Source organism: Pseudomonas sp. NFACC43 (assembly GCF_900119645.1).
Classification (GTDB): Bacteria; Pseudomonadota; Gammaproteobacteria; order Pseudomonadales; family Pseudomonadaceae; genus Aquipseudomonas.
On sequence record NZ_FPKK01000011.1, the window covers coordinates 1 to 12113 of the forward strand.

Genomic DNA, 12113 nt, shown 5'->3' on the forward strand with positions numbered 1-12113 from the left:
CAAGCGTGACGACGTAGAGCGTGGTCAGGTTCTGGTCAAGCCAGGCACCGTCAAGGCTCACACCAAGTTCACCGCAGAAGTTTACGTTCTGAGCAAGGAAGAAGGCGGTCGTCACACTCCGTTCTTCAAAGGCTACCGTCCACAGTTCTACTTCCGTACAACTGACGTGACTGGTAACTGCGAGCTGCCAGAAGGCGTTGAAATGGTAATGCCAGGTGACAACATCCAGATGACTGTCACCCTGATCAAGCCGATCGCGATGGAAGATGGTCTGCGTTTCGCTATCCGTGAAGGCGGTCGTACCGTCGGCGCTGGCGTCGTAGCCAAAGTCATCGAATAAGACTCTTATCAGAGTCAGCTTGATGAGTGAAGAAGCCCCCGCCTAGCGGGGGCTTTTTTATTGAGTTGACACCTACCAGGGGCGTCTATAGAATTGCGCCTCCTTTTAACGGGCGTATTGCGCCCGGTGGGAATAGCAGCCGGAGTCTGAAATCCAATGCAAAATCAGCAAATCCGTATCAGGTTGAAGGCTTTTGACCATCGCCTGATCGACCAATCCACCCAGGAAATCGTGGAAACCGCGAAACGTACTGGTGCTCAAGTGCGTGGTCCAATTCCACTGCCTACCCGTAAAGAGCGGTTCACCGTTCTGGTCTCCCCGCACGTCAACAAAGACGCGCGTGACCAGTACGAGATCCGTACTCATAAGCGCGTTCTGGACATCGTCCAGCCAACGGATAAAACCGTTGATGCACTTATGAAGCTCGATCTTGCGGCCGGTGTGGAAGTGCAGATCAGCCTCGGCTAAGACTCGGTCTTGGTCGTGTAACGCTCTGAAATGGGCGGCCATAGCGGGTGAAAGCCCCGTACACTCATGAGGTTTACAACATGACTATTGGTGTAGTCGGTCGTAAATGCGGTATGACCCGTATTTTCACCGAAGAAGGTGTCTCCATTCCGGTCACGGTCATTGAGATCGAGCCGAATCGCGTCACCCAGTTCAAAACTGAAGAGACCGATGGCTATCGTGCAGTGCAAGTCACTGTCGGCGAGCGTCGTGCTTCGCGTGTAACAGCAGCTCAGGCTGGCCACTTCGCCAAGGCGAACGTTGCCGCTGGTCGTACCGTAATGGAATTCCGCCTTGAAGAAGGCGAGTACCAGGCCGGCGATCTGATCAAGGCCGAAATCTTCGCCGCTGGCCAACTGGTTGATGTAACCGGTCAGTCCAAGGGTAAAGGCTTCCAGGGTACGATCAAGCGTTGGAACTTCCGCGGGCAAGATAACACCCACGGTAACTCCGTATCCCACCGCGTCCCAGGCTCTATCGGCCAGTGCCAGACTCCTGGTCGTGTATTCAAGGGCAAGAAAATGTCCGGTCATATGGGCGCTGAGCGCGTGACCGTGCAGTCCCTGGAAGTAGTGCGCGTGGACGCTGAACGCAATCTGTTGTTGGTCAAGGGCGCTGTTCCTGGCGCTACTGGCGGCAACGTGGTTGTACGTCCAGCAGCCAAGGCTCGCGGTTAAGGGGAAGCTGACATGCAATTAAATGTAAATGACGCTCAAGCGATCGAAGTTTCCGAACTGACATTTGGCGGCGAATTCAACGAGACGCTGGTTCACCAAGCAGTCGTGGCCTACATGGCTGGCGGCCGTCAAGGTAGCAAGCAGCAAAAGACCCGTTCCGACGTTTCCGGTGGCGGCAAGCGCCCATGGCGTCAGAAAGGTACTGGCCGTGCTCGTGCCGGTACTATCCGTAGCCCAATCTGGCGTGGCGGCGGTACCACTTTTGCAGCTCGTCCTCAGGATCACTCCCAAAAGCTGAACAAGAAGATGTATCGCGCAGCGATGCGTTCCATCCTTGCTGAGCTGGTGCGTACTGATCGTCTGGTCGTGGTTCAGGACTTCGCTGTCGAAGCACCGAAAACCAAAGATCTGCTGAACAAGCTCAATGGCATGGGTCTGACTGATGTCCTGATCGTGTCCGATGCTGTTGATCAGAACCTGTACCTGGCTGCTCGCAACCTGCCACACGTCGATGTTCGTGACGTGCAGGGTTCCGATCCGGTCAGTCTGATCGCATACGACAAGGTGTTGATCACCGTGTCGGCCGTGAAGAAATTCGAGGAGCTGCTGGGATGAACCAGGAACGCGTATTTAAAGTTCTGCTTGGCCCGCACGTTTCCGAGAAGGCTACGGTTCTGGCAGACAAGAAAGGCCAGTTCGTTTTCAAGGTTGCTACCGACGCAACCAAGCTGGAAATCAAGAAGGCCGTCGAAAGCCTGTTCAGCGTGAAAGTAGAGCGCGTGACTACCCTGAATGTTCTGGGTAAGAGCAAGCGCACTGCTCGCGGTCTGGGCAAGCGCAATGACTGGAAGAAGGCAGTTATCTCCCTTCAGCCAGGCCAAGATCTCGATTTCAGCAGCAGTGCTGAGTAAGGAAGGGGTGCATCATGGCAATCGTTAAATGCAAACCGACTTCCCCTGGCCGCCGTTTTGTGGTCAAGGTGGTCAACCAGGAGCTGCATAAAGGCGCTCCTCACGCACCGCTGCTCGAGAAAAAATCGAAGTCTGGTGGTCGTAACAACAATGGCCGTATTACCACTCGTCACGTTGGTGGTGGTCATAAGCAGCATTATCGTCTGGTCGACTTCCGTCGCAACGACAAGGATGGCATCGCTGCCACCGTCGAGCGTATCGAATACGATCCAAACCGTACTGCTCACATCGCCCTGCTGCTGTACGCAGATGGCGAGCGTCGCTACATCATCGCCCCTAAAGGCGTGAGCGCTGGCGACCAGCTGATCTCTGGTGCTCTCGCACCGATCAAGCCGGGCAACGCTCTGCAACTGCGTAACATCCCAGTGGGTAGCACCGTGCACGGCATCGAACTGAAGCCAGGTAAAGGCGCGCAGATCGCTCGTTCCGCTGGCGCCTCGGCTCAGCTGATCGCTCGTGAAGGTGTGTACGTTACCCTGCGTCTGCGCTCCGGTGAGATGCGTAAAGTACTGGCTGAGTGCCGTGCGACCCTGGGTGAAGTCTCGAACTCCGAGCACAGCCTGCGTTCGTTGGGTAAAGCTGGTGCCAAGCGCTGGCGTGGCGTTCGCCCAACCGTTCGTGGTGTTGCCATGAACCCGGTTGACCACCCACATGGTGGTGGTGAAGGTCGTACCTCTGGTGGTCGTCATCCGGTATCGCCATGGGGCTTCCCGACTAAGGGCGCGAAGACTCGTGGTAATAAGCGTACCGACAAAATGATCGTCCGTCGTCGCAAGTAAATAGAGGGATACGACAGTGCCACGTTCTCTGAAAAAAGGTCCTTTTATTGATCTTCACCTACTGAAGAAGATCGAAGTGGCGGCGGAAAAGAACGATCGCAAACCAGTTAAGACCTGGTCGCGTCGTTCGATGATTCTGCCACAGATGGTCGGTCTGACCATCGCTGTACACAACGGTCGCCAGCACGTCCCAGTTCTCGTGAACGAAGACATGGTCGGCCACAAACTGGGCGAGTTCGCCGGTACCCGCACATACCGTGGGCACGTGGCTGACAAGAAAGCCAAGCGTTAAGGGGTAAGGAAATGGAAGTAGCCGCTAAGTTGTCGGGCGCTCGAATCTCCGCCCAGAAAGCCCGCTTGGTCGCCGACCAGATCCGCGGGAAGAAGGTGGGCGAAGCGCTCAACCTGTTGGCTTTCAGCAGTAAGAAAGCCGCCGAGATCATGAAAAAAGTGCTGGAGTCGGCCGTAGCCAACGCCGAGCATAACGAAGGCGCAGACGTTGATGATCTGAAGGTCAGCACCGTTTTCGTTAACGAAGGGCGTTCGCTGAAGCGCATCATGCCACGTGCCAAAGGCCGTGCTGATCGCATCGTCAAGCGGTCTTGCCATATCACTGTCAAGGTTGCTGACAAGTAACGGAGTCGAAGAGATGGGTCAGAAAGTACATCCCATTGGCATTCGCCTGGGAATCGTCAAGGAGCACACCTCCGTCTGGTACGCAGACGGTCGGACTTATGCGGACTACTTGTTCGCTGATCTGAAGGTGCGTGAGTATCTCCAAGACAAACTAAAAAGCGCGTCCGTAAGCCGTATCGATATCCATCGTCCGGCTCAGACAGCACGTATCACCATCCACACCGCTCGCCCAGGTATCGTTATCGGGAAGAAAGGTGAAGATGTTGAGAAACTGCGTCAGGACCTGACCAAGCAAATGGGTGTGCCTGTGCACATCAATATCGAAGAGATCCGCAAGCCGGAGCTCGACGGTATGCTGGTTGCGCAGAGCGTAGCTCAGCAGCTGGAGCGTCGCGTAATGTTCCGTCGCGCTATGAAGCGTGCTGTACAGAACGCCATTCGCATTGGTGCCAAAGGCATCAAAATCCAAGTGAGCGGTCGTCTCGGCGGTGCTGAAATCGCACGTACTGAATGGTATCGCGAAGGTCGTGTGCCACTGCACACCCTGCGTGCCGACATCGACTATGCCAACTACGAAGCTCACACCACCTACGGTGTGATCGGTGTAAAGGTTTGGATCTTCAAAGGCGAAGTAATTGGTGGTCGCCAAGAAGAGCTGAAGCCACAAGCACCAGCGCCTCGTAAAAAAGCTGCTAAGTAAGGGGTACGCCAAATGTTGCAACCAAAGCGTACGAAGTTCCGCAAGCAGATGACCGGTCACAACCGTGGCCTGGCATTGCGCGGTAGCAAAGTCAGCTTCGGCGAGTTCGCGCTGAAGTCTGTTGCTCGTGGTCGTCTCACCGCTCGTCAGATCGAGTCAGCACGTCGTGCTCTGACCCGTCACGTAAAACGTGGCGGCAAGATCTGGATCCGTGTGTTCCCGGACAAGCCTGTCACCAAGAAGCCTCTCGAAGTGCGGATGGGTAAAGGTAAGGGTAACGTGGAATACTGGGTTGCCCAGATTCAGCCAGGTAAAGTCCTGTATGAAATCGAGGGTGTTTCTGAAGAGCTGGCGCGTGAGGCTTTCGCCCTGGCTGCTGCAAAGCTGCCGCTCGCCACCTCCTTTGTTAAACGGACGGTGATGTGATGAAAGCGAATGAACTTCGTGAAAAATCCGCACAGCAGCTGAACGAGCAACTGCTCGGCCTGCTGCGCGACCAGTTCAATCTGCGTATGCAGAAGGCAACTGGCCAGTTGGGGCAGTCTCATCTGCTCTCGCAAGTTAAGCGTGACATCGCTCGCGTGAAAACTGTGCTCAACCAGCAGGCAGGTAAGTAATCATGGCAGAAGCCGAAAAAACTGTCCGTACGCTGACTGGCCGTGTTGTCAGCGACAAGATGGACAAAACCATCACCGTTCTGATCGAGCGTCGCGTAAAGCACCCGATCTACGGTAAATACGTTAAGCGTTCGACTAAGCTGCACGCGCACGACGAAACCAATCAGTGCCACATCGGCGACAAGGTCACTATTCGTGAAACCCGTCCGATGGCCAAGACCAAATCTTGGGCGCTGGTTGATGTTCTCGAACGCGCTGTGGAAGTCTAAGGGCTAGGGGTCGGAGAAATTATATGATTCAGACTCAATCCATGCTTGATGTGGCCGATAACAGCGGCGCTCGCCGCGTTATGTGCATCAAGGTGCTGGGTGGCTCCCATCGTCGTTACGCTGCAATTGGCGACATCATCAAGGTTACCGTCAAGGAAGCAATTCCTCGCGGTAAGGTGAAGAAAGGCCAAGTGATGACTGCTGTTGTAGTCCGCACTCGCCATGGTGTTCGTCGTGCAGACGGCTCCATCATCCGCTTTGATGGCAACGCTGCTGTTCTGTTGAACAACAAGCAAGAGCCAATCGGCACCCGTATCTTTGGGCCAGTGACCCGTGAACTTCGTACTGAGAAGTTCATGAAGATCGTCTCGCTCGCCCCAGAAGTGCTGTAAGGAGATCCGACATGCAAAAGATTCGTCGTGACGACGAGATCATCGTGATCGCCGGCAAAGACAAGGGCAAGCGCGGTAAGGTGCTTAAGGTTCTCGCTGACAACCGTCTGGTTGTTGGTGGTCTGAACCTGGTCAAGCGTCATACCAAGCCTAACCCGATGTCGGGCGTACAGGGCGGTATCGTCGAGAAAGAAGCGCCACTGCACGCTTCCAACGTCGCCATTTTCAACGGCGAAACCAACAAGGCTGACCGCGTTGGTTTCAAAGTAGAAGACGGCAAAAAAATTCGTGTCTTCAAGTCGACCCAAAAAGCGGTTGATGCTTGAACACTGCTAGGTAGAAGACCATGGCACGACTGAAAGAGATTTACCGGAAGGAAATCGCACCGAAGCTTAAGGAAGAACTTAAGCTGGCGAACGTGATGGAAGTTCCGCGCATTACCAAGATCACCCTGAACATGGGTCTGGGCGAAGCGATCGGCGACAAAAAAGTCATCGAGCACGCGGTAGCTGACCTGGAGAAGATCACCGGCCAGAAAGTCGTTGTGACTCACGCTCGCAAATCCATCGCTGGCTTCAAAGTCCGTGAAGGTTGGCCGATCGGTGTCAAAGTGACCCTGCGTCGCGATCGTATGTATGAGTTCCTGGATCGTCTGCTGTCGATCTCCCTGCCTCGGGTTCGCGACTTCCGCGGCCTGAATGCCAAGTCCTTCGACGGTCGTGGCAACTACAGCATGGGCGTGAAAGAGCAGATCATTTTCCCGGAAATCGATTACGACAAGATCGATGCTCTGCGCGGTCTGGACATTACCCTGACCACCACTGCCAAATCGGATGACGAAGGTCGCGCTCTGCTGCGTGCTTTCAAATTCCCGTTCCGCAACTGATTGGAGTAGGAAAATGGCCAAGAAGAGCATGAAGAACCGTGAGCTGAAGCGTCAGCTCACCGTTGCCAAGTACGCCGCCAAGCGTGCAGCGCTTAAAGCTATCATCGTTGATCTGAACGCAAGTCCAGAAGCACGCTGGGAAGCTACCGTAGCACTGCAGAAGCAGCCACGTGACGCAAGCGCCTCGCGCATGCGTAACCGCTGCCGCCTGACTGGTCGTCCGCATGGCGTGTACCGCAAGTTCGGCCTGGGCCGTAACATGCTGCGTCAAGCTGCAATGCGTGGTGACGTTCCAGGTCTGGTCAAAGCCAGCTGGTAAGCACTGTCAAAGTCTCGGTGGTCAGGGTCTCAGGATCCTGACCACCGGTGGCCTTGAAGCCGAATCAAGCCCCTTTTGGGGCTTGATTCATTTCTGGGGTGTGTCTAGAATGACCGGCTCGCCTGAGCCCGTGTTTTTCATGCCCGGAGTTTCTCGGCGACACGTAGTAGCCGTAAGGCTAATTTTTTTGCATTAGGAGCGTCTAGCCCATGAGTATGCAGGACCCGTTAGCGGACATGCTAACTCGAATCCGTAATGCCCAGATGGCTGAAAAGTCCGTCGTAAGCATGCCGTCTTCCACGTTGAAGGTGGCTGTAGCAAAAGTCCTGAAGGACGAAGGTTACATCGCGGGTTATCAGATCAGCAGCGAAATCAAGCCTCTGCTGTCCATCGAGCTGAAATACTTCGAAGGCCGTCCGGTCATCGAGGAAGTGAAGCGCGTTAGCCGTCCAGGCCTGCGTCAGTACAAGTCCGTCGAGGAGTTGCCGAAAGTTCGCGGCGGTCTGGGCGTGTCTATCGTCTCCACCAACAAGGGTGTGATGACTGATCGTGCTGCGCGCGCTGCCGGTGTCGGCGGCGAAGTTCTTTGCACTGTGTTCTAAGGGGGGATAAGCATGTCTCGCGTCGCTAAGAACCCCGTTAAGCTGCCAGCCGGTGTCGAAGTCAAATTCGCAGGCCAACAGCTTTCGGTGAAGGGTGCCAAGGGCACTCTTGAACTGAACATCCATTCGTCCGTTGAGATCGTTCAGGAAGCCGGTGAGCTGCGTTTTGCTGCTCGCAATGGTGACCAACAGACTCGCGCAATGGCTGGTACCACTCGTGCGTTGGTAAACAACATGGTCCAAGGCGTAAGCCAAGGCTTCGAGCGCAAGCTCCAGCTGGTCGGTGTTGGTTACAAAGCGCAAGCAAAAGGCTCGGTTCTGAACCTGGCTCTTGGCTTCTCGCACCCAGTGGATTACGAACTGCCGGAAGGCATCACCGCTGAGACTCCTAGCCAGACCGATATCCTGATCAAGGGCATCGACAAGCAGCTGGTAGGTCAAGTGGCCGCCGAGATCCGCGACTTCCGTCCACCAGAGCCGTACAAAGGCAAAGGTGTGCGCTACGCGGACGAAGTCGTCCGTCGTAAAGAAGCCAAGAAGAAGTAGGGCATAGCAAATGACCGACAAAAAAGTTACTCGACTGCGTCGCGCTCGCAAAGCACGCCTGAAAATGCACGAACTCGAAGTCGTGCGTCTCTGCGTGTTCCGCTCTTCGCAGCACATCTACGCCCAGGTCATTTCGGCCGACGGCAACAAAGTCCTGGCAAGTGCCTCGACTTTGGATAAAGAACTGCGTGATGGTGCTACCGGCAACATCGACGCGGCCACTAAGGTTGGCCAGCTGGTCGCTACGCGTGCTAAAGCCGCTGGCGTCTCGCAGGTGGCTTTCGACCGCTCTGGCTTCAAGTACCACGGCCGCGTCAAGGCGCTGGCTGATGCTGCTCGTGAAGCTGGGCTGGAGTTCTAAGTTATGTCCAATAACGACCAAAAGCGCGACGAAGGCTACATCGAGAAGCTGGTTCAAGTTAACCGCGTAGCCAAAACCGTAAAAGGCGGCCGTATCTTCACTTTCACCGCGTTGACCGTGGTAGGTGATGGCAAGGGCCGTGTTGGCTTCGGCCGTGGCAAGTCGCGTGAAGTGCCTGCTGCGATCCAGAAGGCAATGGAAGCTGCTCGCCGCAACATGATCCAGGTTGATCTGAACGGCACCACTCTGCAGTACGCAATGAAGTCTGCCCACGGCGCTTCGAAGGTGTACATGCAGCCTGCTTCTGAAGGTACCGGTATCATCGCCGGCGGCGCCATGCGTGCTGTCCTCGAGGTTGCTGGCGTTCAGAACGTTCTGGCCAAGTGCTATGGCTCGACTAACCCTGTAAACGTGGTTCACGCCACTTTCAAGGGCTTGAAGGCTATGCAGTCTCCTGAATCCATTGCCGCCAAGCGTGGCAAAAGCGTCAAGGAGATCTTCTGATCATGGCTACCGTAAAAGTTACGCTGATCAAAAGCATGACCGGCCGCATCCCTAACCACAAACTGTGCGTTAAGGGTCTGGGTCTGCGTCGCATCGGTCACACTGTAGAAGTCCAGGATACTCCCGAGAACCGCGGGATGATCAACAAGGCTTACTACATGCTGCGTGTCGAGGGTTAATCGATGAAACTCAATGATCTGAGTCCAGCGCCGGGTTCCCGTCGCGAAAAGCATCGTCCGGGCCGTGGTATCGGTAGTGGTTTGGGCAAGACTGGTGGCCGTGGTCACAAAGGTCAGACCTCCCGCTCCGGTGGCACCATTGCTCCAGGCTTTGAAGGCGGTCAACAGCCGCTGCATCGTCGCCTGCCGAAGTTCGGTTTCGTTTCCCTGAAGGCCATGGACCGCGCAGAAGTGCGTCTGTCCGAGCTGGCTAAAGTGGACGGCGACATCGTCACCGTGCAGTCCCTGAAGGATGCCAACGTGATCAACCAGAACGTACAGCGTGTGAAAATCATGCTGTCGGGCGAAGTTGCTCGCGCTGTCACCATCGGAAAGGGAATCGGCGCCACCAAAGGTGCGCGTGCGGCTATCGAAGCAGCTGGCGGCAAGTTCGAGGAATAAATGGCTAAGCAAGGTGCTCTCTCTGCGCTCGGCAAAGGCGGTATGTCTGAACTCTGGGCTCGTCTGCGTTTTCTGTTCCTGGCGATTATCGTCTACCGAATAGGCGCACACATCCCGGTTCCAGGTATCAACCCGGACCGACTCGCAGACCTGTTTCGACAGAATGAGGGGACCATTCTTAGCTTGTTCAACATGTTTTCCGGCGGCGCGCTGGAGCGGATGAGCATCTTTGCACTGGGGATCATGCCGTACATCTCGGCATCGATCATCATGCAGCTGATGACCGCTGTCAGCCCGCAGCTGGAACAGTTGAAGAAGGAAGGTGAAGCTGGCCGTCGCAAGATCAGCCAGTACACCCGCTACGGCACTGTCGTTCTTGCTCTTGTCCAGGCCATTGGCATGTCCATCGGCCTGGCGGGGCAAGGCGTTTCGTTCACTGCTGACTTCAGCTTCCATTTCGTCGCGGTAACCACTTTCGTGGCGGGCGCGATGTTCATGATGTGGCTGGGTGAGCAGATTACTGAGCGTGGTGTTGGCAACGGTATCTCGATGTTGATCTTCGCAGGTATCGTCGCCGGTCTTCCGAGAGCGATCGGGCAGTCTTTCGAGTCTGCGCGTCAGGGTGATATCAACATTTTCGCTCTGGTTGCCATCGGTTTGCTGGCAGTAGCGATTATCGGTTTCGTGGTATTCATCGAGCGTGGTCAGCGTCGTATTGCTGTTCACTACGCCAAGCGTCAGCAGGGCCGCAAGGTATTTGCTGCGCAGACGAGCCACTTGCCGTTGAAGGTGAACATGGCCGGTGTTATTCCGGCTATTTTCGCGAGCAGCATCTTGCTGTTCCCGGCTTCGTTGGGCGCCTGGTTCGGCCAGTCTGAAGGTATGGGCTGGTTGCAGGATCTCTCGCAGTCGATCGCTCCTGGTCAGCCGTTGAATATTCTGCTGTTTAGTGCAGGGATTATTTTCTTCTGCTTCTTCTATACGGCGTTGATGTTCAATCCGAAAGACGTAGCGGAAAACCTGAAGAAGTCCGGTGCCTTTATTCCGGGTATCCGTCCGGGTGAGCAGTCTGCGCGCTACATTGATGGCGTTCTGACTCGCTTGACCATGTTCGGTGCTCTTTACATGACGGCCGTCTGCCTGTTGCCCCAGTTCCTGGTGGTTGCGGCAAACGTACCGTTCTACCTTGGCGGGACCTCGTTGCTGATCGTGGTCGTGGTTGTGATGGACTTCATGTCCCAAGTACAATCGCACCTCGTTTCGCACCAGTACGAATCCCTGATGAAGAAAGCCAACCTGAAGGGCTACGGCAGCGGCATGTTGCGCTGAGTAGCGTCCATAAGGTTCGAGGAGTTGGTGATGAAAGTTCGTGCATCGGTGAAAAAGCTGTGCCGTAACTGCAAGATTATTCGCCGCGAAGGTGTTGTTCGGGTAATTTGCAGCGCGGAACCGCGTCACAAACAGCGCCAAGGCTGAGTGTGATTGTGCTTTAAGCCCGGCAGCTAGTGCGCTGCCGGGTTGATTATTTGTTATTACAGCGATATTATCTCGCGCCCTATTTCTTGGCTTCCGGGGCGTAGGTAGCTGTCAATTGGAGTCCCACTGAATGGCCCGTATTGCAGGCGTCAACATTCCAGATAACAAGCATACTGTTATCTCGCTGACCTACATCTATGGTGTTGGTCGCACTACTGCACAGAAAATTTGTGCAGTGGCTGGGGTCAACCCAGCGGCAAAGATCAAAGATCTGAGCGACGAGCAGATTGAACAGCTGCGTGGCGAAGTGGCGAAGTTCACCACTGAAGGTGACCTGCGCCGTGAAACCAACATGAAAATCAAGCGCTTGATGGACCTCGGTTGCTATCGCGGTCTGCGTCATCGTCGTGGTCTTCCAGTACGCGGTCAGCGTACCAAGACCAACGCGCGTACCCGTAAAGGCCCGCGTAAGCCGATCCGCAAGTAATCGCCCCAGCGAATCGACAGGAATTTAATCATGGCAAAACCTGCTGCTCGTCCTCGTAAAAAAGTTAAAAAGACAGTGGTTGATGGCATCGCCCACATCCATGCATCTTTTAACAACACCATCGTGACCATTACCGACCGTCAAGGTAACGCTCTTTCCTGGGCTACCTCCGGTGGTTCGGGTTTCCGCGGTTCCCGCAAGTCCACCCCGTTTGCCGCTCAAGTTGCTGCTGAACGTGCTGGTCAAGCTGCGCTGGAATACGGCCTGAAAAACCTCGACGTCAACGTCAAGGGTCCAGGTCCAGGTCGTGAATCCGCAGTTCGTGCATTGAACGGCTGTGGCTACAAGATCGCCAGCATCACCGACGTGACGCCAATCCCGCACAACGGGTGCCGTCCGCCGAAGAAGCGCCGCGTGTAATCCA

General features: G+C 55.3%; 25 protein-coding genes and 1 pseudogene. All 26 read left to right on the forward strand.

The genetic code is table 11. The features are described from left to right. Positions 1–340, forward strand: a pseudogene (locus tag BT179_RS18480) (elongation factor Tu); the annotation flags it as partial. A 156-nt stretch (positions 341–496) separates the two neighbouring features. Then, positions 497–808, forward strand: coding sequence for a 30S ribosomal protein S10 (gene rpsJ / locus BT179_RS18485; protein ID WP_003186070.1), 312 nt, complete (start codon positions 497–499; stop codon positions 806–808). A gap of 80 nt (positions 809–888) precedes the next feature. Continuing rightward, on the forward strand, positions 889–1524 hold the full coding sequence (gene rplC / locus BT179_RS18490) for a 50S ribosomal protein L3 (protein WP_053151955.1): 636 nt from the start codon (positions 889–891) through the stop codon (positions 1522–1524). Positions 1525–1536: 12 nt separating this feature from the next. Further along, positions 1537–2139 carry a 50S ribosomal protein L4 gene (gene rplD, locus BT179_RS18495; protein ID WP_003186057.1) on the forward strand — a complete coding sequence of 201 codons (603 nt, stop codon included), beginning with the start codon at positions 1537–1539 and terminating at the stop codon, positions 2137–2139. Next, on the forward strand, positions 2136–2435 hold the full coding sequence (rplW, locus tag BT179_RS18500; RefSeq protein ID WP_002555488.1) for a 50S ribosomal protein L23: 300 nt from the start codon (positions 2136–2138) through the stop codon (positions 2433–2435). The genes rplD and rplW overlap by 4 nt, the downstream gene beginning before the upstream one ends. 14 nt (positions 2436–2449) lie before the next feature. Further along, entirely contained in the window at positions 2450–3274 is an 825-nt protein-coding gene (rplB, locus tag BT179_RS18505; RefSeq protein ID WP_053151953.1) for a 50S ribosomal protein L2, read from the forward strand. 16 nt (positions 3275–3290) lie between these two features. Further along, positions 3291–3566: a 30S ribosomal protein S19 gene (gene rpsS / locus BT179_RS18510; RefSeq protein ID WP_002555486.1), complete on the forward strand. Its 276-nt coding sequence runs from the start codon at positions 3291–3293 to the stop codon at positions 3564–3566. An 11-nt stretch (positions 3567–3577) separates the two neighbouring features. Then, positions 3578–3910, forward strand: coding sequence for a 50S ribosomal protein L22 (gene rplV, locus BT179_RS18515; protein WP_003103908.1), 333 nt, complete (start codon positions 3578–3580; stop codon positions 3908–3910). 13 nt (positions 3911–3923) lie between these two features. Then, on the forward strand, positions 3924–4610 hold the full coding sequence (rpsC, locus tag BT179_RS18520; RefSeq protein ID WP_024778328.1) for a 30S ribosomal protein S3: 687 nt from the start codon (positions 3924–3926) through the stop codon (positions 4608–4610). A gap of 12 nt (positions 4611–4622) precedes the next feature. Then, positions 4623–5036: a 50S ribosomal protein L16 gene (gene rplP, locus BT179_RS18525; protein ID WP_003186052.1), complete on the forward strand. Its 414-nt coding sequence runs from the start codon at positions 4623–4625 to the stop codon at positions 5034–5036. Then, on the forward strand, positions 5036–5227 hold the full coding sequence (gene rpmC / locus BT179_RS18530; RefSeq protein WP_002555481.1) for a 50S ribosomal protein L29: 192 nt from the start codon (positions 5036–5038) through the stop codon (positions 5225–5227). Before rplP ends, rpmC begins: the two co-directional genes overlap by 1 nt. Positions 5228–5229: 2 nt before the next feature. Beyond that, complete coding sequence (rpsQ, locus tag BT179_RS18535; RefSeq protein ID WP_003194644.1) at positions 5230–5496, forward strand: 30S ribosomal protein S17; 267 nt, start codon at positions 5230–5232, stop codon at positions 5494–5496. 23 nt (positions 5497–5519) lie between these two features. Continuing rightward, positions 5520–5888: a 50S ribosomal protein L14 gene (rplN, locus tag BT179_RS18540; protein WP_024778329.1), complete on the forward strand. Its 369-nt coding sequence runs from the start codon at positions 5520–5522 to the stop codon at positions 5886–5888. Positions 5889–5899: 11 nt separating this feature from the next. Continuing rightward, the gene (gene rplX / locus BT179_RS18545; RefSeq protein ID WP_003186046.1) at positions 5900–6214 is read left to right on the forward strand and encodes a 50S ribosomal protein L24; all 315 of its coding nucleotides are present in this window, start codon (positions 5900–5902) and stop codon (positions 6212–6214) included. 20 nt (positions 6215–6234) lie between these two features. Further along, the gene (rplE, locus tag BT179_RS18550) at positions 6235–6774 is read left to right on the forward strand and encodes a 50S ribosomal protein L5 (protein WP_024778330.1); all 540 of its coding nucleotides are present in this window, start codon (positions 6235–6237) and stop codon (positions 6772–6774) included. Between the two features lie 13 nt (positions 6775–6787). Then, positions 6788–7093 carry a 30S ribosomal protein S14 gene (gene rpsN, locus BT179_RS18555; RefSeq protein ID WP_072395485.1) on the forward strand — a complete coding sequence of 102 codons (306 nt, stop codon included), beginning with the start codon at positions 6788–6790 and terminating at the stop codon, positions 7091–7093. A 209-nt stretch (positions 7094–7302) separates the two neighbouring features. Further along, complete coding sequence (rpsH, locus tag BT179_RS18560) at positions 7303–7695, forward strand: 30S ribosomal protein S8 (protein ID WP_011063773.1); 393 nt, start codon at positions 7303–7305, stop codon at positions 7693–7695. Between the two features lie 12 nt (positions 7696–7707). Continuing rightward, positions 7708–8241, forward strand: coding sequence for a 50S ribosomal protein L6 (gene rplF, locus BT179_RS18565; protein ID WP_072395487.1), 534 nt, complete (start codon positions 7708–7710; stop codon positions 8239–8241). 10 nt (positions 8242–8251) lie between these two features. Beyond that, entirely contained in the window at positions 8252–8602 is a 351-nt protein-coding gene (gene rplR, locus BT179_RS18570) for a 50S ribosomal protein L18 (RefSeq protein ID WP_003186037.1), read from the forward strand. 3 nt (positions 8603–8605) lie between these two features. Next, a complete protein-coding gene (gene rpsE / locus BT179_RS18575) occupies positions 8606–9106 on the forward strand; it encodes a 30S ribosomal protein S5 (protein ID WP_003186035.1) in 501 nt (166 codons plus the stop codon). Between the two features lie 2 nt (positions 9107–9108). After that, entirely contained in the window at positions 9109–9285 is a 177-nt protein-coding gene (rpmD, locus tag BT179_RS18580) for a 50S ribosomal protein L30 (RefSeq protein WP_003176408.1), read from the forward strand. A gap of 3 nt (positions 9286–9288) precedes the next feature. Continuing rightward, the gene (gene rplO, locus BT179_RS18585; protein ID WP_003186032.1) at positions 9289–9726 is read left to right on the forward strand and encodes a 50S ribosomal protein L15; all 438 of its coding nucleotides are present in this window, start codon (positions 9289–9291) and stop codon (positions 9724–9726) included. After that, the gene (gene secY, locus BT179_RS18590; protein WP_072395489.1) at positions 9727–11055 is read left to right on the forward strand and encodes a preprotein translocase subunit SecY; all 1329 of its coding nucleotides are present in this window, start codon (positions 9727–9729) and stop codon (positions 11053–11055) included. A 30-nt stretch (positions 11056–11085) separates the two neighbouring features. Further along, positions 11086–11202, forward strand: a complete 117-nt coding sequence (gene rpmJ, locus BT179_RS18595; protein WP_002555468.1) for a 50S ribosomal protein L36 — start codon at positions 11086–11088, stop codon at positions 11200–11202. Between the two features lie 130 nt (positions 11203–11332). Next, positions 11333–11689, forward strand: coding sequence for a 30S ribosomal protein S13 (gene rpsM / locus BT179_RS18600; protein ID WP_072395491.1), 357 nt, complete (start codon positions 11333–11335; stop codon positions 11687–11689). Positions 11690–11719: 30 nt separating this feature from the next. Continuing rightward, on the forward strand, positions 11720–12109 hold the full coding sequence (gene rpsK / locus BT179_RS18605) for a 30S ribosomal protein S11 (protein WP_002555466.1): 390 nt from the start codon (positions 11720–11722) through the stop codon (positions 12107–12109). Positions 12110–12113: the final 4 nt, after the last annotated feature.